At 71.7% G+C, this 25,342-nt stretch carries 14 protein-coding genes; 4 read left to right on the top strand and 10 right to left on the bottom strand.

What is annotated here, in order from left to right; all coding sequences use genetic code 11:
* Positions 1 to 143 precede the first annotated feature (143 nt).
* The 4 genes from ACWCXB_RS01520 to ACWCXB_RS01505 all read left to right on the top strand — a co-directional run bounded on the left by ACWCXB_RS01520 (position 144) and on the right by ACWCXB_RS01505 (position 6,847).
* The gene (locus tag ACWCXB_RS01520; protein WP_450718188.1) at positions 144 to 863 is read left to right on the top strand and encodes a spermine/spermidine synthase domain-containing protein; all 720 of its coding nucleotides are present in this window, start codon (positions 144 to 146) and stop codon (positions 861 to 863) included.
* 84 nt (positions 864 to 947) lie between these two features.
* Complete coding sequence (locus tag ACWCXB_RS01515; RefSeq protein WP_450717784.1) at positions 948 to 1,691, top strand: response regulator transcription factor; 744 nt, start codon at positions 948 to 950, stop codon at positions 1,689 to 1,691.
* Positions 1,688 to 2,779 carry a HAMP domain-containing sensor histidine kinase gene (locus tag ACWCXB_RS01510; protein ID WP_450717782.1) on the top strand — a complete coding sequence of 364 codons (1,092 nt, stop codon included), beginning with the start codon at positions 1,688 to 1,690 and terminating at the stop codon, positions 2,777 to 2,779. The genes ACWCXB_RS01515 and ACWCXB_RS01510 overlap by 4 nt, the downstream gene beginning before the upstream one ends.
* A gap of 258 nt (positions 2,780 to 3,037) precedes the next feature.
* Positions 3,038 to 6,847 (top strand): multifunctional oxoglutarate decarboxylase/oxoglutarate dehydrogenase thiamine pyrophosphate-binding subunit/dihydrolipoyllysine-residue succinyltransferase subunit, encoded by a 3,810-nt coding sequence (locus ACWCXB_RS01505; RefSeq protein ID WP_450717780.1) that lies wholly within the window; start codon positions 3,038 to 3,040, stop codon positions 6,845 to 6,847.
* Positions 6,848 to 7,309: 462 nt separating this feature from the next.
* Here ACWCXB_RS01505 and fxsT (ACWCXB_RS01500) read toward each other — a convergent pair whose 3' ends face one another.
* The 10 genes from fxsT (ACWCXB_RS01500) to ACWCXB_RS01455 all read right to left on the bottom strand — a co-directional run bounded on the left by fxsT (ACWCXB_RS01500) (position 7,310) and on the right by ACWCXB_RS01455 (position 25,341).
* Positions 7,310 to 10,915: an FxSxx-COOH system tetratricopeptide repeat protein gene (gene fxsT / locus ACWCXB_RS01500; protein ID WP_450717778.1), complete on the bottom strand. Its 3,606-nt coding sequence runs from the start codon at positions 10,913 to 10,915 to the stop codon at positions 7,310 to 7,312.
* A complete protein-coding gene (locus tag ACWCXB_RS01495; RefSeq protein ID WP_450717776.1) occupies positions 10,905 to 12,176 on the bottom strand; it encodes a CHAT domain-containing protein in 1,272 nt (423 codons plus the stop codon). Before ACWCXB_RS01495 ends, fxsT (ACWCXB_RS01500) begins: the two co-directional genes overlap by 11 nt.
* Positions 12,177 to 12,186: 10 nt before the next feature.
* Positions 12,187 to 14,076: a hypothetical protein gene (locus tag ACWCXB_RS01490; protein ID WP_450717774.1), complete on the bottom strand. Its 1,890-nt coding sequence runs from the start codon at positions 14,074 to 14,076 to the stop codon at positions 12,187 to 12,189.
* 7 nt (positions 14,077 to 14,083) lie between these two features.
* Positions 14,084 to 14,977, bottom strand: a complete 894-nt coding sequence (locus ACWCXB_RS01485; protein WP_450717772.1) for an AAA family ATPase — start codon at positions 14,975 to 14,977, stop codon at positions 14,084 to 14,086.
* 47 nt (positions 14,978 to 15,024) lie between these two features.
* Entirely contained in the window at positions 15,025 to 15,447 is a 423-nt protein-coding gene (locus ACWCXB_RS01480) for a CU044_2847 family protein (RefSeq protein WP_450717770.1), read from the bottom strand.
* Between the two features lie 130 nt (positions 15,448 to 15,577).
* On the bottom strand, positions 15,578 to 18,574 hold the full coding sequence (gene fxsT / locus ACWCXB_RS01475) for an FxSxx-COOH system tetratricopeptide repeat protein (RefSeq protein WP_450717768.1): 2,997 nt from the start codon (positions 18,572 to 18,574) through the stop codon (positions 15,578 to 15,580).
* A gap of 92 nt (positions 18,575 to 18,666) precedes the next feature.
* A complete protein-coding gene (locus ACWCXB_RS01470) occupies positions 18,667 to 20,067 on the bottom strand; it encodes an aKG-HExxH-type peptide beta-hydroxylase (protein ID WP_450717766.1) in 1,401 nt (466 codons plus the stop codon).
* Positions 20,064 to 21,194 carry an FxsB family cyclophane-forming radical SAM/SPASM peptide maturase gene (locus tag ACWCXB_RS01465; protein ID WP_450717764.1) on the bottom strand — a complete coding sequence of 377 codons (1,131 nt, stop codon included), beginning with the start codon at positions 21,192 to 21,194 and terminating at the stop codon, positions 20,064 to 20,066. Before ACWCXB_RS01465 ends, ACWCXB_RS01470 begins: the two co-directional genes overlap by 4 nt.
* Before the next feature lie 311 nt (positions 21,195 to 21,505).
* Positions 21,506 to 21,697 carry an FxSxx-COOH cyclophane-containing RiPP peptide gene (fxsA, locus tag ACWCXB_RS01460; protein ID WP_450717762.1) on the bottom strand — a complete coding sequence of 64 codons (192 nt, stop codon included), beginning with the start codon at positions 21,695 to 21,697 and terminating at the stop codon, positions 21,506 to 21,508.
* An 80-nt stretch (positions 21,698 to 21,777) separates the two neighbouring features.
* On the bottom strand, positions 21,778 to 25,341 hold the full coding sequence (locus ACWCXB_RS01455) for an SAV_2336 N-terminal domain-related protein (protein ID WP_450717760.1): 3,564 nt from the start codon (positions 25,339 to 25,341) through the stop codon (positions 21,778 to 21,780).
* Position 25,342 lies beyond the last annotated feature (1 nt).

Below are 25,342 nucleotides of genomic sequence, written 5' to 3'. Positions count from 1 at the left end.
CGCCGTCACCGCCGTCACCCGCCGTCCATGACGGCGCACCTTCGCGCCCTTTGCCTGCCCCCGCGCTGCATCGCGCGCCGGGGAACCCGGGGGAAACTGCGCGGCGCCCGTCCGAGCACTCTCGTAGTCTGCAGATCATGGTGATGCCATGCAGTCCATCGGCTCCTCGTACGCTCGACCGGCGCGAAGGACCGTACGGCGAGGTCGTCCTGCGCGAGCGCGGCGGCCCCGGCGGCCGGCCGGTCCACGAGATCATCGCCAACGGGTGCTTCCTGATGGACACCTCGGACGGCCGCTCGGAGCGGCTGTTGGTCGAGGCGGCGCTGCGCGTTCTGGCCGACCGCCCTGAACCGCCCGCCGAACCGGTCCCCGACACACCCGCCCTGCTCATCGGCGGGCTCGGTGTCGGATTCTCACTGGCCCATGCCGCCGCCGAACCCGCCTGGGGACGGATCGCCGTCGTCGAGCGCGAGCAGGCGATCATCGACTGGCACCGCACGGGACCGCTCCGCGCGATCTCCGCCGACGCGCTCGCCGACCCGCGGACCGTGATTCTCCACACGGACCTCGTCGCGTACGTCCATGACGCTTCCGACACGTATGACGCGCTCTGTCTCGACATCGACAACGGGCCCGACTGGACCGTCACCGAGGACAACGAGAGCCTGTACTCATCTGCCGGACTGGCCGCCTGTGCAAGGCGATTGAGGCCCGGCGGAGTGCTCGCGGTATGGTCGGCCCAACCCTCCGCCGATTTCGAAGAGTCATTGCGGAATGCCGGATTCAGCGGGGTAAGGACCGAAGAGATCCGCGTTGCCCGAGGCGTACCTGACGTGGTCCATCTCGCTGTTCGCCCTGCGTAGCCGGGAACCGATCGATGCCTTTACGCTGACTGACCTGACACACCGATCTACACGCAGCTCGCAGTGCGCGACAGGGGCGGGGCGATGGAGCAGACACACACCAGCGGCAACGGCGCCGCGTCGTACTCGACGGCCAGTGCCCAGCGCCGGGTGCTGGTGGTCGAGGACGACACCACCATCGTGGAGGCGATCGGGGCACGACTGCGCGCGGAGGGTTTCCTGGTCCAGACGGCGACGGACGGCCCGGCAGCGGTCGACGCCGCCGAGGCCTGGCAGCCGGATCTGATGGTCCTCGACGTGATGCTGCCCGGCTTCGACGGCCTGGAGGTCTGCCGCCGGGTTCAGGCGCAGCGGCCCGTGCCGGTCCTGATGCTCACGGCCCGCGACGACGAGACCGACATGCTGGTCGGGCTCGGTGTCGGCGCCGACGACTACATGACCAAGCCGTTCTCGATGCGGGAGCTCGCCGCCCGGGTGCATGTCCTGCTGCGCCGGGTGGAGCGGGCCGCACTCGCCGCCGTGACGCCGCGCAGCGGCATTCTCCGGCTCGGCGAGCTGGAGATCGACCACGCGCAGCGCCGGGTCCGCGTCAAGGGCGACGACGTGCATCTCACGCCGACCGAGTTCGACCTGCTGGTCTGCCTGGCGAACACCCCGCGTGCGGTCCTCTCGCGCGAGCAGCTGCTCGCGGAGGTCTGGGACTGGGCGGACGCGTCCGGTACGCGCACGGTCGACAGCCACATCAAGGCGCTGCGCCGCAAGATCGGCGCCGAGCGGATCCGTACCGTCCACGGCGTCGGCTACGCGCTGGAGACCCCGGCGCCATGAGCCGGCTGAGCCGGCTCAGGTCCGAGCTGGGGTCGGTCGAGATATCGATCAAGACCAAGCTCGGCGCCCTGGTGGTGGTGTCGGTGCTGATCACCTCGGGGCTGGCGCTGGTCGCCTTCAGGACCGGGGCCGAGCTGCGCTACATCACCGTCTTCGCGATGATCACCACCCTGCTGATCACGCAGTTCGTGGCCCACGGCCTGACCGCGCCGCTGGACGAGATGAACACGGTCGCCAAGTCGATCTCCCACGGTGACTACACCCGGCGGGTGAGTGGCGCCGACCGGCGCGACGAGCTCGGCGACCTCGCGAACACGATCAACCGCATGGCCGACGATCTGGAGGCCGTGGACCGGCACCGCAAGGAGCTGGTCGCCAATGTCTCCCACGAGCTGCGCACCCCCATCGCGGCGCTGCGCGCGGTGCTGGAGAACGTCGTGGACGGTGTCTCCGCCGCTGACCCCGAGACGATGCGTACGGCGCTGAAGCAGACCGAGCGGCTCAGCCGGCTCGTCGAGACCCTGCTGGATCTGTCACGGCTCGACAACGGTGTTGTACCACTCAGGGCACGGCGTTTCGAGGTGTGGCCGTATCTGTCGGGGGTGCTGAAGGAGGCCAATCTGGCCGCCGGGCAGCGCGGGCTCCCCTCCGGTTCCGGCAGCCACACCCGCAAGGACGTCCATCTGCACCTCGACGTGTCCCCGCCGGAGCTGACGGCGCACGCGGACGCCGAGCGGCTGCACCAGGTGGTGGCCAATCTGATCGACAACGCCGTGAAGCACTCCCCGCCGCACGGCCGGGTCACGGTACGGGCCCGCCGCGGCCCACAGGTGGAGTCGCTGGACCTGGAGGTGCAGGACGAGGGTCCCGGCATCCCGGAGTCGGAGCGGCACAAGGTCTTCGAGCGCTTCAACCGCGGCAGCGTCCCGTCGCCGCACGGTCCTGGCAGCGACGGCGGTACGGGCCTGGGCCTGGCGATCGCGCGCTGGGCCGTGGAGCTGCACGGCGGGCGCATCGGCGTGGCCGAATCGGCACGAGGCTGCCGGATCCAGGTCACTCTTCCGGGAGTCCCTCAGCGGCGCGGTTGACGTAGGGTTCGAACCGGAAGCCCACACGCTGCGTGGGGGCGCTCAGGGGTGCGGGCCAGAAGGCCGTAGCCGCGGTGGCGCGTACCCGTTTCGAAGGGGAACCACGCATGTTTCCCGCCATTTCCTACGCCGAAACCGACTGGCTGGTGTGACTTAGGCGACGAAGCCGACGCCCGGCCTGCACCTCCCGGCCGTGGAGGCGTAGCCTTTATTTCCGCTGTCCATCACCTTGTGAAGCGGAAGAGGGCGGTTGCCGCCGTGTCGTCTCAGTCCCCCAGTAACTCGAGCACTTCGACCGACCCTGACGGGCAGGGGAAGAACCCCGCTGCCGCGTTCGGTCCCAATGAGTGGCTCGTCGACGAGATCTACCAGCAGTACCTCCAGGACCCGAATTCGGTCGACCGAGCCTGGTGGGACTTCTTCGCCGACTACAAGCCGGGCGGTACGGCCGCCTCGGGCGCCGCTGCCGCGGGGGCAGCGGTGCCCCCGGCCCCCGCCGCCGAGGCCACGCCGACGCCGAGCTCCGCACAGGCTCCGGCGCCCGTGCCCCCCGCCGCCCCGGCCCAGCCCGCGGCCCCCGCCGCGCCGGCCGCCCCGGCTCCGGCTCCGGCCCCGGCCCCGGCCGCTCCGGCGAAGCCCGCCGCTGCCGCGCCCGCCGCCAAGGTGGCCGCGCCGGCCAAGGAGGCCAAGGAAGCCCCCGAGGGTCCCGAGATCGTGCCCCTCCGCGGCCCCTCCGCCGCCGTCGCGAAGAACATGAACGCCTCCCTGGAGCTGCCGACGGCCACGTCCGTCCGCGCCGTCCCGGTGAAGCTGCTCTTCGACAACCGGATCGTCATCAACAACCACCTCAAGCGCGCCCGGGGCGGGAAGATCTCCTTCACCCACCTCATCGGCTACGCGATGGTGCAGGCGATCAAGTCGATGCCGTCGATGAACTGGTCGTACGGGGACAAGGACGGCAAGCCGGTCCTGGTCAAGCCCCCGCACATCAACCTCGGCCTCGCCATCGACCTGGTGAAGCCGAACGGTGACCGCCAGCTCGTCGTCGCGGCCATCAAGAAGGCCGACACGCTGAACTTCTTCGAGTTCTGGCAGGCCTACGAGGACATCGTCCGCCGCGCCCGCAACAACAAGCTGACGATGGACGACTTCACCGGCGTCACCGTCTCGCTCACCAACCCCGGCGGCCTCGGCACCGTGCACTCCGTGCCGCGTCTGATGCCCGGCCAGTCGGTGATCATGGGCGTCGGCTCGATGGACTACCCGGCCGAGTTCCAGGGCACCTCCCAGGACACCCTCAACAAGCTGGGCATCTCCAAGGTCATGACGCTGACCTCGACGTACGACCACCGGGTCATCCAGGGCGCCGCCTCCGGCGAGTTCCTGCGGATCGTCGCCAACCTCCTCCTCGGCGAGGACGGTTTCTACGACGGCATCTTCGAGGCGCTGCGCATCCCGTACGAGCCGGTCCGCTGGCTCAAGGACATCGACGCCTCGCACGACGACGACGTCACCAAGGCCGCCCGGGTCTTCGAGCTGATCCACTCCTACCGGGTCCGCGGCCACGTCATGGCCGACACCGACCCGCTGGAGTACCGCCAGCGCAAGCACCCCGACCTGGACATCACCGAGCACGGGCTCACCCTGTGGGACCTGGAGCGCGAGTTCGCGGTCGGCGGCTTCGGCGGCAAGTCGATGATGAAGCTCCGCGACATCCTCGGCGTGCTCCGCGACTCGTACTGCCGCACCACCGGCATCGAGTTCATGCACATCCAGGACCCCAAGCAGCGCAAGTGGATCCAGGACCGGGTGGAGCGCCAGCACGCCAAGCCGGAGCGCGAGGAGCAGCTGCGCATCCTGCGCCGCCTCAACGCGGCCGAGGCCTTCGAGACCTTCCTGCAGACGAAGTACGTCGGCCAGAAGCGGTTCTCGCTGGAGGGCGGCGAGTCCGTCATCCCGCTGCTCGACGCGGTCATCGACTCCGCGGCGGAGTCCCGCCTGGACGAGGTCGTCATCGGCATGGCCCACCGCGGCCGCCTCAACGTCCTGGCGAACATCGTCGGCAAGTCGTACGCGCAGATCTTCCGCGAGTTCGAGGGCAACCTCGACCCGAAGTCGATGCACGGCTCCGGCGACGTGAAGTACCACCTGGGCGCCAACGGCACCTTCACCGGCCTCGACGGCGAGCAGATCAAGGTCAGCCTGGTCGCGAACCCGTCGCACCTCGAGGCCGTGGACCCCGTCCTCGAGGGCGTCGTCCGCGCCAAGCAGGACATCATCAACAAGGGCGGCACGGACTTCACCGTCCTGCCGGTCGCCCTGCACGGTGACGCGGCCTTCGCCGGCCAGGGCGTCGTGGCCGAGACGCTCAACATGTCGCAGCTGCGCGGCTACCGCACCGGCGGCACGGTCCACATCGTCATCAACAACCAGGTCGGCTTCACCGCCGCCCCGGAGTCGTCGCGCTCGTCGATGTACGCGACCGACGTGGCCCGCATGATCGAGGCGCCCATCTTCCATGTGAACGGCGACGACCCGGAGGCCGTGGTCCGCGTCGCGCGGCTCGCCTTCGAGTTCCGCCAGACGTTCAACAAGGACGTCGTGATCGACCTCATCTGCTACCGCCGCCGCGGTCACAACGAGGGCGACAACCCGCAGTTCACCAACCCGCAGATGTACAACCTGATCGACAAGAAGCGCTCGGTGCGCAAGCTCTACACCGAGTCGCTCATCGGTCGCGGCGACATCACGCTGGAAGAGGCCGAGCAGGCGCTCCAGGACTTCCAGGGCCAGCTGGAGAAGGTCTTCGCGGAGGTCCGCGAGGCCACCGCGCAGCCCGCCCCGGCCCATGTCCCGGACGCCCAGGCCGAGTTCCCGGTGGCCGTCACCACCGCGGTCTCCCAGGAGGTCGTCAAGCGGATCGCCGAGTCGCAGGTCAACGTTCCGGACCAGATCACCGTCCACCCGCGTCTGATGCCGCAGATGCAGCGCCGCGCGGCCTCGGTCGAGGACGGCACGATCGACTGGGGCATGGGCGAGACCCTGGCCATCGGCTCGCTGCTGATGGAGGGCACCCCGGTCCGGCTCGCCGGCCAGGACACCCGCCGCGGCACCTTCGGCCAGCGCCACGCGGTCCTCGTCGACCAGGAGACCGGCGAGGACTACACCCCGCTCCTCTACCTGGCCGAGGACCAGGCCCGCTTCAACGTCTACGACTCGCTGCTCAGCGAGTACGCGGCGATGGGCTTCGAGTACGGCTACTCGCTGGCCCGCCCGGACGCGCTGGTCATGTGGGAGGCCCAGTTCGGTGACTTCGTCAACGGCGCGCAGACCGTCGTCGACGAGTTCATCTCCTCGGCCGAGCAGAAGTGGGGCCAGACCTCCGGCGTCACGCTGCTCCTGCCGCACGGCTACGAGGGCCAGGGCCCGGACCACTCCTCCGCCCGCCCGGAGCGCTTCCTCCAGATCTGCGCGCAGAACAACATGACGGTCGCCATGCCGACCCTGCCGTCGAACTACTTCCACCTGCTGCGCTGGCAGGTCCACAACCCGCACCACAAGCCGCTCATCGTCTTCACCCCGAAGTCGATGCTGCGTCTGAAGGCCGCGGCGTCGAAGGCGGAGGAGTTCCTCACCGGCGGCTTCCGCCCGGTGATCGGCGACGCGTCCGTGGACCCGGCCGCCGTCCGCAAGGTCGTCTTCACGTCCGGCAAGGTCTACTACGACCTCGAGGCCGAGCGTCAGAAGCGGGGCGTCCAGGACACCGCGATCATCCGTCTGGAGCGCCTGTACCCGCTGCCGGGTGCCGAGCTCCAGGAGGAGATCGCCAAGTTCCCGAACGCCGAGAAGTACCTGTGGGCCCAGGAGGAGCCGGCGAACCAGGGTGCCTGGCCGTTCATCGCGCTCAACCTGATCGACCACCTGGACCTGGCGGTCGGCGCGGACATCCCGCACGGCGAGCGCCTGCGCCGCATCTCCCGCCCGCACTCGTCGTCCCCGGCGGTGGGCTCGGCGAAGCGGCACCAGGCGGAGCAGCAGCAGCTGGTCAACGAGGTCTTCGAGGCCTGATCCGAGACCGACCGCTCACGCTTGACGGGACCGGCCCCCACCGATCGCACCGGTGGGGGCCGGTCCCGTTTCCCGAATCCGTACCCCTGTCATGCGGCAACCCCCTCGGCATTGCACTCGCCGCCGTGCTGACGGCCGCACTCGCGCAGGGTTCCTGGCAATGGTTCGCCACCTACATCGGGGTGACGCTGAGCCATGACGCCATTGCCGTCTGCCTGTCAGCCACGACGACCCAGTGGCTGCCCCTGTACGGGGCCGGGGCAGCCGTGCTGGTACGTACGGGCGCGTGGTTCCGTGACCGGGCCCGAGCGGGGAAAGAGAGCCGGCCGAAACCCTCCTCGTCAGGGCCGGCAACCGTGCGAACGCGTCAGGACGGCATGAAGTAGCTGCCTACCGGGGACGGGATCGCCACAGCCCAAAAGCCACAGAACCGCAGGTAGACGCATTTTGTCGGTTCCCCATTCAGATGATCGAGGGCTCGAAGTCCCAGAAGGGGCGGACCCGGGATCGGGCGGCGACGGTGTGGACGTGCTGGGCGCCGAGCGACGCCGTCAGTGCCGCCAGCGCCTCCTCCTCGACCGCGTCCGCCTCGGCGCGCCTGCGCAGGTCCCGTAGGTCGGCCGCGAGGGCGACGCGGGCGGAGAGGGTGAGCGGGTGGTCGTCGCCCAGCACCGCCCCGGCCCTGCGCGCGGTGTCCCGGCTCAGTGCCTCGGCCCCCTCGGGATCACCGACCAGATTGCGGAGCGCGGAGGCGTTGATGGCGCAGCCCAGCGTCCAGGGGTGATCCTCCCCGACGGCGCGCGTCATGTCGGCGAGGGCCCCCTCGACGATGGCGTGGGCCTGCTCGCGCTCTCCGACGCTGCGCAGGATCAGGGCGTGGTTTCCCCGGGTGCCCGCGGTGTACGGATGGGTCTCACCGAGCATGTCGGTGTAGCCGGCGACGACACGTTCGCTCAGGTCCCGGGCCTGGTCGATGTCGCCGTGCTCGCGGGCGAAGCAGCACTGGCCGGCCGCGAACATCATGGTGAGCGGGTCGCCCTCGCCGAGCACCCGTTCGCAGCGCTCCAGTACCCGGGCGAACAACTCCCCGGCCTCGCCGAACTCACCCATGCGGTACTGGCACAGGGCGAGGTTGTGCTCGGCCCGCAAGGTCTGCGGGTTGCCCTGGCCCATCACGAGGCGGTGTACACGGGCGCTCTGGGCCTGCAGCGACTCGGCCTCCCTGTAGCGGCCGAGCAGCCGAAGGTCCGTCGCGTAGTTGATCTCCGAGTAGAGGGTCCAGGCGTGCCGTGGCCGCAGCAGCTGCCTGCGTGCCTCCAAGGTACGCCTGTTCAGTTCCAGGGCCTCGCCGTAGCGCCCCAGGAGCCGCAACGAAATGGCCAGATTGTTCTGGGCGTTGAGCGTGCGCGAGTCCTGCTCGCCCAGCAGCTCACGGTATGCGCCCAGGATCCACCCCGACAGCTCCGCGGCCTCGTCGTACCGTCCCAGTCCGCGCAGATCGGCCGCGAGACCACCCGCCGCGCGCAGGTGCTCCAGGTCCTGCGGACCCCGCTCGGCCCGCAGATGCTCGACGGCGGCGCGCTCGATGGCCTCGGTGCCGGCGTAGTCGCCGACGGCGCGCAGCAGGTTGGCGTAGTGATAGCTGAGGTCCCAGACCCGGGGGTGGGTCTCACCGAGCTGCGCACGCCAGCTGTCCATCGTTCGTTCGGAGGTCCGGATGCCGGCCTCGTACTCCCCGCAGAGATACATGTAGCGCAGGCAGTTGAGCACGAGCTCCTGTACCGAGTGGTCGGTGCTGCGCAGCGCGTCGGCCCACTCCAGATGCGGAGTGATCTCCGCGTACCGCGGCCACTGCCGGGTGTCGGTGGGGCGCCTGGGGTCCGCTGCGACAAGCGCGCGGCGAGCCACGTCGGTGTATTCGGCGCGCAAAGTCTCGGGCAGGTCCCTGCGGACGATCTGGTGGACCATGCGGTGCAGATAGAGCGACTCGCCCATGGACGAGTCCTCGTCGAACACCGAGTCCTGGGACTCCAGCCGGACCACCGAGTACTGCCGCAGCTGGCCGATCGCCCTGTTCCACAGCAGCGGGTCGTTCATCAGCCCGGACAGCTGCGGGGGAAGGGTGCCCGGTGGCACCCCCTTCAGCAGCCGTACGGGGACGGAGCCCGGGGCGAAGAAGGTGCACAGGCGCAGCAGGTCGACGGACTCGGGAACGGTCTCACCGAGCTTGTTCAGCAGTATCGACCAAGCCGTCTCGAACGCCATCGGAAAGTCCGGGGAGACCCTCACGACACGCTGGTCGACACCGCCTTCGAGGAGCTCGATGTACTCCTCGACGGACATGTCCGAGTCGTTGAGCCAGCCCGCGGTCTGGTCGAGCAGCAGCGGCAGGTCCTCCAGCGCCTCGGCGAGCTGATCGGCCTCGGTGTGGGTGAGCCGGGGCGCACGGCGGCGGATGAAGGCGACCGACTCGGCGCGGCCATAGAGCGGCACCTCCAGCAGATTGCTGTTGTGCTCGCTCCACTCCGGGTTGCGCGAGGTGATGAGGACGTGTCCGGGGCCGGTCGGCACCAGATCCCAGATCTGCTCCGGCTCGTCGGCCCCGTCGAGGACCAGCAGCCAGCGCGAGTACGGCTCCCCGCGGCGCAGCGCATCACGGACTGCGCGCAGCCTCTCGCCGTACTCGGCGCCGGTGGACAGGCCCAGCGCCGGGGCCAGTCCGGCCAGCTTCTGCCGGTAGGTCACCCGCTTCTCGGCAGAGACCCACCACACCACGTCGTACTCGGAGCCGAAGCGGTACACGTACTCGGCGGCCAACTGAGTCTTGCCCACACCCGGCATGCCTTGCAGCGTCACCACACCTGCGCCGGAGCCCGCCTCCTGGAGGGCGAGGTACACGTCGCTCAGCAAGCGCTCACGTCCGGTGAAGCGGGTGTTGCGACGCGGAACGCCGCCCCACACCTCCAAAGCGTCGGCGGGGTAACGGGGGCCGCGCCGGCCGTCCGGCTCCGGCAGCGGGTCGGTGGGCAGGTCGAGGCGGGCGAGGAGACGCCGCTCGGCCTCGTCGGCGCCGACGTTGGTGAGGTCGGCCGCGCCGAAGACGGCAGTGGCGGCGGGGATGCGGGAGGTGGTGATGTTGACGGCCGCGAACCGGTCGGGGGTATCGGCCACCACCTCGCGCAGCGCCCTGTTCCACTCCTCATCGCTGCGCCGGCCGAGCTGGAAGTACCACTCGCTGAGAACGACGAGGATGCGGCCGGGGGCGAGCATCAGATCCTGGAGGGTCTCCTCCAGCGGGGTCTCGACGGGCGGGTCCCAGCGCTGGAAGACGACGCGCATCCCGCGGCGCTCGAGACGGTCGCCGATCCAGGCCGCCCAGGCCCGGTTGAACCCGGCAAAACTGATGGTGATGGCAGTGTCGGACGGGGAGCGCCGGGAAGACGCCGAGGCCTCCGGGGCTTCCTGCGCCTCGGTGGCCTGCGGAGGGTCCCGGTGTGTCTCCGCCGTCCCCGTCGACTCGTCACGTGGTGAGGGGCTGAACAGGTCGAGAACGGCGCGCAGCACGCCCCGGCGCCGCGTCGGCGCGGCCGCCGCATCCCATTCCTCATCCGCGTCACGCTGCTCCGCGTTCCCCGGCTGCACGGGTAGGTACCGGACGACCGACGAGCGCGCGGCCTCCTCATGGGAAGGTTCCCCTATCCGGCAGGGGAGTTCGGCCTTGCGGACCGGCATTCCCCACTGGTTGCTGATGGTCAGCCAGAGCGATGCGGGCCCGGTGACCGGGCCCGCTGTGACGACGAACCGGGCCGGACCGTACGTACCGCCGAAGCGGTGCAGTACGACACCAGGGTCGTCGAGCACCTCGCAGACGAAGTGCGGTGCGCCGTCCAGTCCGACGGTGAAGGTGAGTTCCTCGTCGGGTCCGGGCCATGCGTCGTGGCAGTCGGAGCCGTCGGGGGCGAGCGGGCCGCGGAGGTCGACGGTGACGAGATACGTGCGTCCCGGTTCGGCCTCGTGCGGGCGGCTGACGACGGGTTCGATCAGCAGGGGCCGTTCCTCACCGCTCACGGTGCGCCACCTGTCGCTCCAGGGCCCCGTTCGCCGCGGTCAGGGCGAGGGTGCTGCGCGGGTGCCCGTAGTACTGGAACATCAGGCTGTAGAGCAGACGCATGACCCGCTCCTGGCCTTCCTTGTCGACGTGCCCGTCGTCGCGCCGGGCGCGCGGGATGCGGTTGAGATCCCCGAAGGCGCGGAGCGCGCGGACCCGGAAGTCCCGCAGCGACTGGGCCACGGGCTGCCAGGGGTCGGCCGTCACGGCGCTCACCAGCTGATGGATGAGTTCGCGCGCCTCCCGCTCGCCCACCTGACCCGCGGTGACGATGCAGCCTCCGGCGCCCTTGCGGAGGAACAGCTCGGCGAAGCCGCGCAGCGCGTCCTCGCCGAGACCGGTGTTGCGGACGAAGCGCCCGGAGTGGCAGGCGTTGAGGCACACCATCGAGCGGTCCCCGTCGAGCACGTCCATCGGGCGGGCGTTGTACTCGGACCACGTCACCCCGGCGAGGGAGAGTGCGCTCAGTCGCTCGTCGTACGTGCCATGGCAGGCCATGTAGACGAGCCCGGTCGACTCGCCCGGGTGAGTGTCGAGGTCGTTCAGGAAGCCGCTGATGGTCTTGTGGGCGCTGTGGCTGAACCCTTTGAACGCATTGATGTCCTGGTGCATACCGGTGTGGAAGTAGCCCAGCACACGTCCCTTGGCATCGGCGGGATTCTCCGGGAAGTCGATGTGAAGGTCGTGGATGGTCAGCCATCGGGACAGGACGACGAGGGTTCCCAGCAACCCCTCCTCGAGGCCGTGTTCCGGGTCGGCCGGCAACCAGAGCGCCTCCCAGGGCAGCTCGAATCCGGTGTCGTCGCGGATGACCACCTGTAGCTCGTCGCCGTGGACGACTCGCGCCTTGTTGATCCACTTCCCGAGCTGTCGCTGATTGTGGGACCAGAGACGGATGTTGTACAGCAGCTCGGACGGCCCCTCACCGCCTTGACGGGCGTTTCCGAGGCCGATCGCCGGGGGGCGCAGCTGGGTGGGTCCGCTGGTGTGCGGGAGAGGGGCCACGCCTTCGCACACGCCGCTGAACCCGAATGCCTGCAGGCCGTCCGGATGGTAGTGCCTGCGGACCCTGATCAGGGCCGTGGCGGTGGGTGGGCGCCTGAAGGGGTCGACACCGCCGGCGCCCAGTCCGTCCGTCGTGCCCGGCACCGCGTTCGCGGGCACCTCAATCCGTCTGGGGCGGCGCACCTGGTCGACGGCCCGGTCGAACCGTCGCCGCATGCCGCGCCGGTCACCCCACATGACGGGCCGCCCCCTCCGCCGGCCGCCCCTCGACAACACTGCCGCCGAGGGCATCGGCCAGGTCGTACGGCAGCTCCGCATACGGCTGCCGCGCCGGGTCGACGACCACGCAGTGCAACCGGGTGCGGTCCATGCCGCTGATGCGGGCGGCCGCCGCCAGGGCGTCGTCGACACCGGCGCGTCCGACAGCGGAACGGCGGGGCCGGCCCTCGTGGCTGACATGCAGCGGCACATTGCCGCGGCCGTCCGTGACCACGACCAGCAGCGCCTCCGACTGACCCGAGCTGTGGTGCTGGAAAGCGCGCCGCAGGGCATGCCCCGCCTGCTCCAGGCCGTGGGCGAGCGGGGTACTGCGGCCGGGGGCGCGGGCGAGTGCGGCCGCGATCCGGGGGTCAAGAACACTGCGGGCGGCGAAGGCTTCGGCCCGCAACTCGTTGACTGCGCCCCGGCCGCCGATCTCGACCACATGGGCGGCGGCCCGGCTGATGTACGCCCACTGCAGAAACGGCTCGAGTGCCTCGTGCCAGTCCCAGTCGTCGCGGCACGTGTGGTCCAGTACCAGTGCCAGCAGCCGCTCCGGCTCCGGCGCCCTTACGTAGACCCGTAGATCTGCGGGGGCGATGGCCAGCCGCTCCGGACTGCCGCGCATCACCTGGTACTTGGCGGCTTCCATAGCCGTACGGACAAGGGCGAGGTCCCACAGGTCGTGCGCCCGTCGCACACCGATGACGGCTCCCCGAGCGGCGAGGGGTCCGGTGAACCGCCGGGCGGGGATGCGCAGGAAAGCGGAGTCGGGCGGCCGTTCCGTCGCGTCCTCCGGGTAGGGGGTGACGCTCGGCGGGGAGCCGGGTGCGGGTCCCCCGCCCATGTGCTCGGGGGGTCCGGGTTCGAGCACCGGGGTGCCGGCGGGCACGCGAGACTGCCCGTCCGGAGCGCGGTCGGCGGACCCCGGTCCACGGCCCCGAGCGCGATCCGGTCCGGCGGCGGGTGTGACGTCCGGACGCGGGACCGGCTCCGGGCCGGGCTGCCCGGGCGGGGCCTGCGGCAGGCCGATCAGCCGGGCCGCTTCGTCGACCCGGTCGGCCGTGACCTCGCCGGCGCCGCCGAGGCGCGCCAGTGCGCGGGCGATACGGGCGAGTGCGAGGGGCCGGCGATGGCCGGCGCGGTGTTCGAGGAGTTCGAGTACGCGTGTGGCCGCTGCCTCGGCGAAGGGCGGGGGCGGAACCTCTTCGGCACGCACCAGTGCGCTGTGCCAGGAGTCCGGCAGGGCGCCGAGCGGGCCGGTGCCCGGGAGCGTACGCAGTCCGGCCACGGAGAGCCGTATGGGGAATCGGTCGAGGAGATGCGGTGAGATGCGGACCGTGTCGTCCGCCTGGCAGACGGCGAGCCAGCGGGCTCGGGGACGCCACTGGCGCGGCGGTCCCGCGAGCTCGGCGGGGGCGGCATCCGCGCCGAGCACCTGGACCGCGGCCCGCATTCCGGCGAGGCTGAGCCGGGCCAGATCGGGCACGACGACCAGGGACGGCTCCTCGCCGGTCTCGGTGAGGGGGCCGGGCACCAAGGTGAAACCGATACCGCCCGGTCCGCGGCGGAGCTGGGGGCGTGCCCAAAGGTCTTCGTCACGGGTGGCGGCGCCGAGGGCCGTGCGGCGCACAGGGGTGCCGTCGGGCAGTCCAGCGGCTCTCACGAGCAGCGCGGCGAACGCTTCGGAGACGGGCGCGACGAGCTCCGCAGGGAGGTCGAACAGCAGCACTCCGGAGAGCGCGGGCTCGACGGCGGCGCAGGTGAGGGCAGCCACCAGTCGTCGCTGGAGCCCGTCGGCGGCCGGGGGGACGAACGCGGACGTCGTCTCCTCGCGGCTCTCGGAATCGGCGCTCATGGGCGGCTCAGTCGTCGAAGAAGTCTTCGATACCGGCTTCGTCCTCCGGCCCCCACGCGTAGGTGCCGCCCTGGCCGCCGTCGGGGCGGCGGTGCCGTAGCGAGAGCGGCAGGACCCTGCGTACGTGCGCGGGCGTGACCTGTCCCGCGCCCTCCAGGGCCGCGAGGGCACGGGCCGCCTGAGCGGTGACCAGTTCGCCGCGGTGCCCCACGGCGGAGAGCCGGTGGGCGGCCTCGGCACACAGCCGGGTGACGTCCTCGCCCATCTCGACATCGCGGAGGGCGTCCTTGGCAGCCAGCAGGGCGCGCCGGAGCTCCTGGCCCTCCCGCTCGGCGTCCGTCCGCCATGGGGAGGAGTCCTTGGCGAGCTCCTCCTCGAAGGCCAGAACCGTCATGATCATCCGGTGGCGGGCTTCGGCGTCCAGCTCGGTGGCGGTGACCATCAGCCCGAAACGGTCGAGGAGTTGGGGACGCAGCCCGCCCTCCTCGGGGTTCATCGTGCCGACGAGGCCGAAGGAGAGGTGCTTGGCCGCGGCGATGCCCTCACGCTGGACGGAGAGCACGCCTGTCGACGCGACGTCGAGGATGATGTTCACCAGGTGGTCGTCGAGAAGATTGACCTCATCGACGTACAACAGCCCTTTGTCATGGGCCTCTTCGAGCAGTCCGGGCTGTTCCTTCGCCTCGCCGCGCATCAGCGCGTCGAGCTCCCAGCCCCCTATGACCCGGTCGTCGGTCGCGTTGATCGGCAGGGTGACCGGGAGTTCGCCGTGGGACATGAGGGCGAAGGCGCGGACGACGGTGGACTTGGCGGTGCCGCGCTGACCGGTGATCAGCACGCCGCCGATGCGCGGGGCGACGAAGTTGAGCTCCAGCGCGAGCTTGAGGTCCTCCTGTCCCACGATGCGGCTGTACGGGAGGATCGGGATCGCCGGTAACGGGGTTCCGCTCACGAGTCCGCCCCGGGGGCGGCTGCGGGTGCGGAGGCCGGGCCCGCGACCCGGGTGGCGGTGGCCGTCGCCATGTCCTCGCGGCCCGGCTGCCAGCGGAAGGTGACCTGGAGCTGTGCCTCCGCGCCCGCCTTCACCACCGCCGCCATCCCGGCGTCGAGCGTGATGGAGACCTGCAGCTCGATCTCGTCGGGCCGCATCCCCTCCCCCAGATCGCCGAGCCGGCGCATGGCCTGCGACGCACAGCGCCGGGCCAGGTCGAGCCCCTCCGTGTAGCTGTCCCTGGCGACCTGGAGGACGCGCTGGGCGGCGCCCTCCCGGGTCTCCCCGTCGGCGTAGATGTCGTCGGCACTGCCGGTCTCCATGACCGGCTGCCCCGCGTGGCCGACCAGAACCGGTATCGGCCCGTCCTCTCCTGGCACGGCAGGACCTAAAAGAACCGTCATTCGCTCCCCCTCATACCCTGTGGGCGTCCGCGCACATACCGACTGACGGTGCCTCAGGACTATTCCCGGTAGTACTGGCGTCAATCACCCCGCACGGGCCGCCCGGTCAGATCATCTGTGGCTCGAAGTCCCAGTACGGCCTGTTCCTGGACCGGGCGGAGACCGTGTGGACGTGGTGCAGCCCCAGTGTCGCCTCCAGGTCGTCCAGCGCCTCCCTCTCGATCTTGTCGGCACGTTGGCGGTCCCGCAGGCCGCGGAGGTCCGCCGCGTGGGCGATCCGGGAGGAGAGGGTCAGCGGATGCGTCCGGCCCAGCATCTCGGTGGCCCGCCCGATCGTGGCCTCGGTCAGCTCGGCGGCGCCTTCCGGGTCACCCACCAGATTGCGGAGCGCGGAGGCGTTGATGGCGCAGCCCAGCGTCCAGGGGTGGTGCTCGCCGACAGCCTGCGTCATGTCGGCGAGCGCCTCCTCGACGATGGCGTGGGCCTGCTCGCGCTCTCCGACGCTGCGCAGGATCAGGGCGTGGTTCCCCTTGGTCCCCGCGGTGTAGGGATGGCGCTCGCCGAGCATGTCGGTGTAGCCGGCGACGACGCGTTCGCTTATGTCCCGGGCCTGGTCGATGTCGCCGTGCTCGCGGGCGAAGCAGGACTGGCTGGCGGCGAACATGACGGTGAGCGGGTCGGCCTCGCCGAGCACGCGTTCGGCGCGCTCCAGTACCCGTGTGAGCAGCTCCTCGGCCTTGCGGTACTCGCCCATGCGGTACTGGCACAGGGCGAGGTTGTGCTCGGCCCGCAAGGTCTGCGGGTTGCCCTGGCCCATGACGAGCCGATGGATGCGGACGCTCTGGGCCTGCAGTGACTCGGCCTCGCTGTAGCGGCCGAGCAGCCGAAGGTCCGTCGCGTAGTTGATCTCCGAGTAGAGGGTCCAGGCGTGCCGTGGCCGCAGCAGCTGCCTGCGTGCCTCCAAGGTGCGCCTGTTCAGTTCCAGGGCCTCGCCGTAGCGCCCCAGGAGCCGCAGTGAAGTGCCGAGGTTGTTCTGGGCGTTGAGCGTGCGCGAGTCCTGCTCGCCCAGCAGCTCGCGGTATGCGCCGAGGATCCACCCCGACAGCTCCGCGGCCTCGTCGTACCGTCCGAGTCCGCGCAGATCGGCCGCGAGACCGCCGGCCGCGCGCAGGTGCTCCAGGTCCTGCGGGCCGCGCTCGGCCCGCAGATGCTCGACGGCGGCGCGCTCGATGGCCTCGGTGCCGGCGTAGTCGCCGACGGCGCGCAGCAGGTTGGCGTAGTGGTAGCTGAGGTCCCAGACCCGGGGGTGGGTCTCGCCGAGGAGTTCCTTCCAGGCGGCCAGGGCCCGCTCGCCGAGCTTGATACCCGCCCGGTACTCGCCCGAGAGGTACATGTAGCGCAGGCAGTTGAGGACCAGGGTCTGGACGGCAGGGTCGGTGCTCCGGAGGACGTCCGCGTGCTTGAGATGCGGCGTGATCTCCGCGTACCGCGGCCACTGCCGGGTGTCGGTGGGGCGGCCGGGGTCGGCGGCGGCGAGAGCCCGGCGGACGACCTCGATGAACTCCTTCTGGTCCCGTTCCGGGATGTCCTTGCGGACGATCTGGTGGACCATACGGTGCAGATACAGCGATTCGCCCGACGACGGCGCCTCGTCGGAGACCGACTCGTGGGACTCCAGCCGGACCACCGAGTACTGCCGCAGCTGGCCGATCGCCCTGTTCCACAGCAGCGGGTCGTTCATCAGCCCGGTCAGCTGCTCGGGCAGCACGCCGGGCGGCATCTCCTTCAGCAGCCGTACGGGGACGGAGCCCGGGGCGAAGAAGGTGCACAGGCGCAGCAGGTCGACGGACTCGGGGACGGTCTCGCGGAGCTTGTTGAGCAGTATCGACCAGGCTGTCTGGAAGGCGAGCGGGAAGTCCGCCGACACCTTGACGACATCCTGGTCGATGCCGCCTTCGAGGAGCTCGATGTACTCCTCGACCGACATGTCCGAGTCGTTGAGCCAGCCCGCGGTCTGGTCGAGCAGCAGCGGCAGGTCCTCCAGGGCCTCGGCGAGCTGATCGGCCTCGGTGTGGGTGAGCCGGGGCGCGCGGCGGCGGATGAAGGCGACCGACTCGATACGGTCGTAGACCGGCACCTCCAGCAGATTGCTGTTGTGCTCGCTCCACTCCGGGTTGCGCGAGGTGATCAGGACGTGTCCGGGGCCGGTCGGCACCAGATCCCAGATCTGCTCCGGCTCGTCGGCCCCGTCGAGCACCAGCAGCCAGCGCGAGTACGGCTCCCCGCGCCGCAGCGCGTCGCGGGCCGCGCGCAGCCTCTCGCCGTACTCGGCGCCGGTGGACAGGCCGAGCGCCGGGGCCAGTTCGGCCAGCTTCTGCCGGTAGGTCACCCGCTTCTCGGCGGACACCCACCACACCACGTCGTACTCGGAGCCGAAGCGGTACACGTACTCGGCGGCCAGCTGTGTCTTGCCCACGCCCGACATGCCGTGCAGGGTCACCACACCTGCGCCGGAGCCCGCTTCCTGGAGGGCGTGGTACGCGTCGTTGAGCAGGGGCTCGCGGCCGGTGAAGCGGGTGTTGCGACGCGGAACGCCGCCCCAGACCTCGGGGGTGTCGGCGGGATAGCGGGGGCCGCGCCGGTCGTCGCCCGGCTCCGGCAGCGGGTCGGTGGGCAGGTCGAGGCGGGCGAGGAGACGCCGCTCGGCCTCGTCGGCGCCGACGTTCGTGAGGTCGGCCGCGCCGAAGACGGCAGTGGCGGCGGGGATGCGGGAGGTGGTGATGTTGACGGCCGCGAACCGGTCGGGGGCATCGGCCACCACCTCGCGCAGCGCCCTGTTCCACTCCTCGTGGCTGCGGGGGCCGAGCTGGAAGTACCACTCGCTCAGCACGACGAGGATGCGGCCGGGGGCGAGCATCAGATCCTGGAGGGTCTCCTCCAGCGGGGTCTCGACGGGCGGGTCCCAGCGCTGGAAGACGACGCGCATCCCGCGGCGCTCGAGACGGTCGCCGATCCAGGCCGCCCAGGCCCGGTTGAACCCGGCAAAACTGATGGTGACGGTCTGCGTCCCGGTGGCTCCAACTTGCTTACGTACTCCGGGCATTGAACCGTCTCCCTGATTCGTCACAAGCCTTATGAACATACACCCGCGCCGGCGTCCGCACCGGGCATCCGCACCGGGGACGCGGCCCCCGCTCACGCCCGCTGCGCCACGTTCCGCTGGCACCAGATCACGCGCGCGGTACTGACATATGCCACTGCGCGCGCCAGGTGTCCCGAAGGTGGCGGATGATCAGCCAGATGGTCGTAGAGCTCGATCATGCCGTTGACGAGGATCCGGCCTTCCCGCGTCAGCGCTCCGGAACCGGCCAGCACGGGCAGCACCGCCCCCACCTGCTCGCGGCAGCGGGCGTGCTCGGCCCAGGCCATGTCGCGGTGCCGGGCGCTCTGGGCACCGAGCGCGAAGCGCTGCCAGTAGTCGGCCAGTGCGACGTGCGAGTACGCCCCTTGCAGCAGCCCGTCGAAGGGCCGCGGATCGGACCGCCAGGGCGCGAAATGCCGCGGTGCGGCGTCCTCGTGGTGCAGCGGTACGAGTGTGCTCAGCGCGGCCAGCTTGGTGTGCTGGAGCTCATGGACGAGGGTCGACGCGATGAACGCCGGGGTGGACGGCTTGCTGCTGAGGACCGCGCCGAACGCCTCGCGCCTGGTGCCGCTGCAGTGCGCGGCACCCTCCCCCGCGACCGTCGATCCGGGCGGCGGGGCGAGCGGGACCAGGCAGCGGAGCAGGGCCACGGCCTCGTTCAGCCGGTGTTCGCCGCCGAGCCGGAGCAGCGGCTCCACACCGGACCAGGACTGGGCCCAGTCCTTGCGCTCGCGCTCGTCGAGGCAGGCGGCGGGCTTGAGCCCGTGCTGCTCGAGTCCGCCGCCCGCGGTGCGGTGGGGGTGGAGGTCGTCGAGGGGTACGGGCAGGGCACCCGGCAGGACGGCGGGCAGGGTGAACGCGGGGAGCCAGCGCGGGTCGTCGGAGTGGGCGCCGTCGGCTCCGATACGTACGGCGAAGGGGGTCGCGGGTGATTGACGGATCGTCAGATCACCGTCGGCGAAGGCGATGTCGACCGGACCCGGGGACACGCGCAGAGCTCCCAGGAGCGGGAGCGCGAGCAGTCCTTCAGGGGCGGTGAGGCGGGCGGTGAAAGGCAGACCCGCCCGGATTGCGCCCGCCGCCGCGACCGCACCGAAGTGGTCGAGGTCGGCGCGGAGCCCGGGGGTCGGGGCGGGTGCGGTCAGGCCGTACAGACAGCGATGTGCCCAGGGCCCGACGAGCGGATAGAGCAGCAGTTCGCGCACCGCTGCCCGGTCCGCGCGCTCCGCGGCCTCCAGCAGCGCCCAGTCGTCGTTCAGCCGCTGGACCGACTCCGGCGGGCAGACCGCCGCCGGGGCGTCCTGCGCCGCGTCCAGGAGGGCCCGCAGCAGGACGAGCCGACGGGTGTGCTGATCGCGTACGAGCAGGTCGAGGGTCTCCGTGCCGCCTTCGGTGCGGCCGAGTGCGTGCAGCCCCCGGTCCGGGACGGCGGGAGCCGGAACGGCGGGGCTCACCGGGCGGCCCCCGCGGTCGTCTCGGTCAGCCGGCCCGCCACATGGCGGATGAACCGCTGGAGGTCGGCGCAGTAGACCGAGCGCTGGGTGAAACCGTGCCCGGCGCGATAGCGGTGGGCGTAGTGACCGCCGCCGCAGACGGTGAGCAGCGGGCAGGCACGGCATTCGGCGGCGAGCGCGGCGGCACCGGCCTGGCGGGCGGCGATCCCCGGGTGCCGCAGGGCCTCGTCGAAGCCGTGCCGGAAGATGTCGAGCCCGGTGGCGGCGGCCGTGTCGTAGGCGGACTTCAGGGAGTCGACCTGCTCGATGGCCCCGTCGGTCTCGACGACGACGGCGTTGACGGGGTCCAGGCCGAGGGATTCGGTGGCGCCGGGCAGGCCGAGGATCAGAGCGATGCACTCCTCGAAGAGCCGGATCCGGGTCTCCCGGCGCTCGGCCGGCCACCAGTGGTCGAAGACCGTGCTCAACCAGTCCCCGTACGGGGTGGCCCGGCCCTCCGGGTCCAGGCCCGGCGGCGGGTTGGTCCAGTTGCCGTGCGGGAGCAGCAGATCGATGGCGGGCGGCTTCAGGGCGAGCAGCGATGCGTACATCTCGGCCGGGTCGGTCCGCGGGTCGACGACGGTGAGTATGCCGGCGTACGCGTCCGGATGGCGGTCGGCGAGGAGCCGGGCGCCGCGGGAGGCGGCGGGCCAGGACGGCCGCCCGGCGTGGTCGGTGCGCAGGGTGTTGTGGGCGGGCAGCCCGCCGTCGAGGCTGAGGCCGATGCGGATGCCGTGCCGGGCGAGGGTGCTGACGCGGTCGCCGGTGAGCAGGGTGGCGTTGGTCTGTACGGTCGCGTGGACCGTACAGGCGGTCGGGACCCGTTCGCGTACGAGATCGGTGAAGGCGGCGAGCCGGCCTGCGCCCGCGAGGAGCGGTTCGCCGCCGTGCAGGACGAGGGAGAGGTCGCTCAGGCCGTGCGCGGCGGCATGCTCGGCGATCCGGGCCGCGGCGCGGTCGAGGACGTCGGACGGGGCGGCGGCGGGACGGGTGCGCCAGGTGCTGTCGGGGCCCGCGTAGAGGTAGCAGTAGCGGCACGCGAGGTTGCAGCGGCCGTGCATCTTGACGATGAACTGTGCAAAGGGCACGGGGGGAACCGTCTTCCGCGACACTCCGGCACCCCCATGCTGTCCGGCCCCTGACACGCCTTCCGGGACGGCCCCCGCTGCCGGTCCGAGGCGAATATCCCTGGGGGGCGAGCCGGGCAAACCTCGGGCGGAGGACATTGTCCTGTTCGACGGGCCCGGGGGCCGAAAACGTGTCCCGGCCGGACGGGGGTTCGCAAGGCACTTCGGACCGTGCTTCGAAGCACTTCTCGACGCACGGTTCGACGCACGGTTCGACGCACGATTCGGCGCACGGCTCGGCGCACGGCTCGGCGCACGGCTCGGCACGCGCTTCAGAAGGCGTTGTTGAAGCCCCACAGCATCTCCCGCGGCTGCTCGACCCTGCCCCGCAGATCCGCCAGCACCTCGGAGAGCACCGGGTGGTCCAGGGTCCTCAGCGCCTCCAGGTCGAGGCCCAGCAGATCGGGCAGCCCCGCTCCGCTGTCCGCGGGTCCCGCCGCACCTTCACGTACCGACTCGCCCATCTCGTCTCCCCGTTGCCGTCGAGCCCGTCGCTCGCGTCGCTCCGGCCGCTCCTGCTTGTCGCTCCGGCCGCTCCTGCCGCTTACCGCTCCAGCTCCGCCAGCCGCTCCGCGGTGGCTTCGCCATCGGCACCGCCCCGGTCCGGCAGCTTGCGCCATTCCTGGGCGGCCGCCCGGTACGCCTCGCGCGCCGCCCTCGGCCGGCCCGCGTCCTCATAGGTCCTACCCCGCCAGTGGTTGGCCCTAGCATTCAACTCGACGGCCTGCTGGACCTGTTGTGGATTGTCCAGCTCCGCTTCGGCCTCCCTGGCGGAATCCGCGGCATCACGGAAGGCCTCTGCCGCTTCGTCGAGCCGGGCCGGCCTGCCCAGACTCCGGTACGCCGCCAGATGGGCCCTGCCCAGCTCCAGCCAGCAGCCCGCGGCGGTCAGCGGATCGCGCGCCTCCCGTGCCGCGAGCCCGAAGAGATGCTCGGCCTCCCGCAGATCCACCCGGTCATCGGTGGCCGCGTGCCGCAGCATGAGCGCACGGCCCAGCATCAGCACCCGCTCGGCCTGGTGGGCACTGCCGGCCGCCGTCTCCGTACGGCAGTCGCGCAGCACCCGTACGGCGGTGCTTATGTGCGGGCGGCCGTCCGGGAGTTCCGCGCGCCGGAGCAGGGCGCTGCCCCACTCGGCGAGCAGATCGGCGTGGGCGCGGGAGTCGCGGGGCACGCCGCGGGACGCCTGGCCGAACCACTCGGCCGCCCGCTCCAACCGGGCCGGATCGCCGGACTGTTCGTACCGCGCCACACACACCCGCCCCGCCCTGGCCTGGAGCGAGGCGCGCAGCCGGGGCTCGCGAGCCGTTTCCAGCGCCTGCTCGACGAGGGTTCCGGCCTCGTCCGTGCCGTCGCCGGAGCGGAGGAGGGCGTCCACCAGGTCCAGCAGTATCCGCAGCCGGGTGCCGAGGGTCTGCCCGCCGGTACGGCCATCGGTCCCGCCTGCCGGCCGACCGCCTGCCTGATCGCTGCCGTCGGGCGCGAACGCCTTGCGAAGCGAGCGCGCCGCCTGCCCCGCGTACACCCGGGACTGTTCGATGTCGGTCGTCGCCCCGGACAGACGGAGCAGGGTGCGTCCGTGCGCCAGCGGCAGGCTGAGCGGCCGGTTCTCCTGGTCGGGCCAGACGTCGGCGAACGCCTCCAGCATCCCCACGGCCCCCTGCAACAGGGCACTGTCGCCGCCGAGCCGCCACTGTGCCTCCAGGGCGCGTACCCGTTCCAGGGTGAGCCGCAGCGCCTCCGCGGGCTCGAGGCCGGGGGCCGCGCAGGCCGCGGTGTACTCGCGGTCGGCCCGCCGCAGCAGCTCCAGGGCGCCGCGCCGGTCACCGCGCCGTCGCCGGTCGTCGGCCGCGGCGTGCAGCACCTTGGCCAGTACGGCGCGCTCCCGTACGGCACCGGGCTGCGCCGATGCCCGTTCGGCGGCCCGCTCGGCCTCGCGCAGCAGCTCCGCGTCGCCCTGGACCTCCCACAGCCGCAGCAGACAGCGGGCGAACTCCGCCCACAGCTCCGGATCGGGGCCGGGCCCGGCCTGCCGCTCACGCTCGATCGCGCCGCGCAGCAGCTGCACGGCGTCCATCAGGTACTGCACCATGCCGTCGGACTCGAACTGCCTCAGCAGGGCTCGGGCGTTCTCCCGTGCGGCGCCCGTCGCCCGGCCCGGGGTCACCGGCTCGCCGGTCGGCGTGCCGGCCTGGGGCGCGAACTGCTCCGGAAGCGGCAGGAACCGCTCCAGCACGCGCGCCGCGACCTCGGCGAAGGGGTGCGGGACGCGCCGGCCGCCGGCCTCCCCGCTCTCACCGCCGTCTCCGCCGTTTCCGTTGTCGCCGTTGTCACCGTTGTCTTCGCCGTATGCGGAGTCGTCGGCAGCGCCGACGTCCGCCGCGTACAGGGAGCGGTGCCTTCCGTCGTCCAGCTGGGCCAGTGCCAGGGCCGGGAAGTTCGGCCCGCCCTTGCCGAACCGCTGCTCGATGTACTCCGAGCAGTGCTTGAGCACGAGGAGCGCCTCGTCCCGCCCCAGCGGCCCGAGCAGCGCCTCCCGCACGCCGGGCACGAATTCGTACCACTGTCCGTCGTCCCTGCCCACGGCGCCGCTCCCGGCGCCGCGCCCGGCCTGCGTGAGCAGTCCGCTCAGCAGGACCTCGGCGAGCTCGGACGGGCCCGAGTCCGGCAGCATCGTCCGCTGCACCAGCTGCATCACCGGCAGATGGAGCGGGGCCGCGGCCAGATACACGGCCAGCTGTCCGGCGGACGGGGAGGCCGCCGACCGGAAGTTGCTGACGAGCTGGAGCGAGGAGAGCCTTCGGCCGGCTCCGGGTGCCCGCAGCGCCTCATGGTCCGTACGCACCCAGCCGACGGCACCGGAGACGTGTCCCGCGCCCGTCCCCGACAGGAGCCTGGCCCAGGCGCCGAGTGCCCCCGCCACCGGCGGCAGTACGGGAATCGGGAGCTCGCCGCGCCGCGTCCGCGGCGGTACGCCTCCGGCCTCGTCACCGACCCTCAGCACAGCTGCGCCGGCGACCCCTTCGCCGCGGGACAGCACCCCGTAGGTGACGGGCAGCCGGGTGCGGTTCCACATCCGCTGCGGAAGCGGCTGCACGACGGCGACGGGAGCCTGCCGGGCCAGCTGGTGCAGCAACCGGTGGGCGCGTCCGCTGCGCCACAGCGGCCCCGCGCAGTCGCTGAGCAGGACCGTGACCCGGCGTCCTGTCGGGTCGCTGAGCCGGTCCGCGGAGTGCAGAGGTGCGGCGGCCTGGCCGAGGCGGCGGCTGACGAGGGGCGAGCCGTCGGGCCCCTGGTGCAGATAGCGCACCTGGACATCCCTGAAGGCACCCAACTGGCCGAAAATCTGCTGGAGTTCGCCGAACAGACGGTCCCAGACCCGCATCGACGACGAGGCGTCCATGACGAACTGCAGCAGTGCGTCAGCCCGCTGGACCCCGCGGAACACCGGGATGATCAGTCCGCCCGCGCGGGCGCTGAGCTCCGCGGTCGCCGTCTCGTCCAGGGTGCGGCGCTGCGGCGCGGAGGCGGGCCGGTAGCGCTGCAACGGACGCAGGGCGCGCTGCAGTTCGAGCGGGGCCGGGAGGGTGGGGGCGGCCGGTACGCCCAGGGGAAGCGCCGCGGAGCCACGCCGGCCTGCTGCCGCCTTCGGTCCGTCGCGCGGCGGTACGGGATACAGGGCGATCCGCCGGTCGCCTCCGGTGACGTCGGGGCGCGGCGCCGGTGCGTCGGCCGGCGGGGCGTCCTCGGCTGTCGGGAGCGGGTCGGGCCGCGGGCCGGGGCCGGGGCCGGCGTCGGGCGGCGGGGCCGGCGCGACGGGCTCGGATACGGGTCCCGCGTCCTGTCCGGGACGCCGGGTCCATCGGGCCAGCCAGAGAGCGTCGCAGAGCTGCTCGGCATCCGGGTCGAGGCCGAGTTCGCGCAGCCGGGCGACGAACGCGGGCAGCAGACCGCCGTCGTAGGGCTCCGGGCGGCCACCCTCAGGGCTGCCGGGATCCGTGCGGTCGGCGTCCGGACGGTCGCCCGGCGGTCCACCCGGTCCTGGTCCTGGTCCTTGTCCTGGTCCTGATCCTGATCCTGGTCCGTGCCGTGCCACGGCGTCGGGCATC

It is taken from the genome of Streptomyces sp. NPDC001514 (assembly GCF_053597075.1).
The sequence above is the reverse complement of the archived record's forward strand: the minus strand, read 5'-3'. Positions and strand labels throughout refer to the sequence as shown.

Coding starts and splice junctions, on each gene's coding strand:
- ACWCXB_RS01520 (WP_450718188.1), top strand. CDS start 144: ATGCCATGCAGTCCATCGGCTCCTCGTACGCTCGACCGGCGCGAAGGA.
- ACWCXB_RS01515 (WP_450717784.1), top strand. CDS start 948: ATGGAGCAGACACACACCAGCGGCAACGGCGCCGCGTCGTACTCGACG.
- ACWCXB_RS01510 (WP_450717782.1), top strand. CDS start 1,688: ATGAGCCGGCTGAGCCGGCTCAGGTCCGAGCTGGGGTCGGTCGAGATA.
- ACWCXB_RS01495 (WP_450717776.1), bottom strand. CDS start 12,176: ATGCGGCGACGGTTCGACCGGGCCGTCGACCAGGTGCGCCGCCCCAGA.
- ACWCXB_RS01490 (WP_450717774.1), bottom strand. CDS start 14,076: ATGAGCGCCGATTCCGAGAGCCGCGAGGAGACGACGTCCGCGTTCGTC.
- fxsT (WP_450717768.1), bottom strand. CDS start 18,574: ATGCCCGGAGTACGTAAGCAAGTTGGAGCCACCGGGACGCAGACCGTC.
- fxsA (WP_450717762.1), bottom strand. CDS start 21,697: ATGGGCGAGTCGGTACGTGAAGGTGCGGCGGGACCCGCGGACAGCGGA.
- ACWCXB_RS01455 (WP_450717760.1), bottom strand. CDS start 25,341: ATGCCCGACGCCGTGGCACGGCACGGACCAGGATCAGGATCAGGACCA.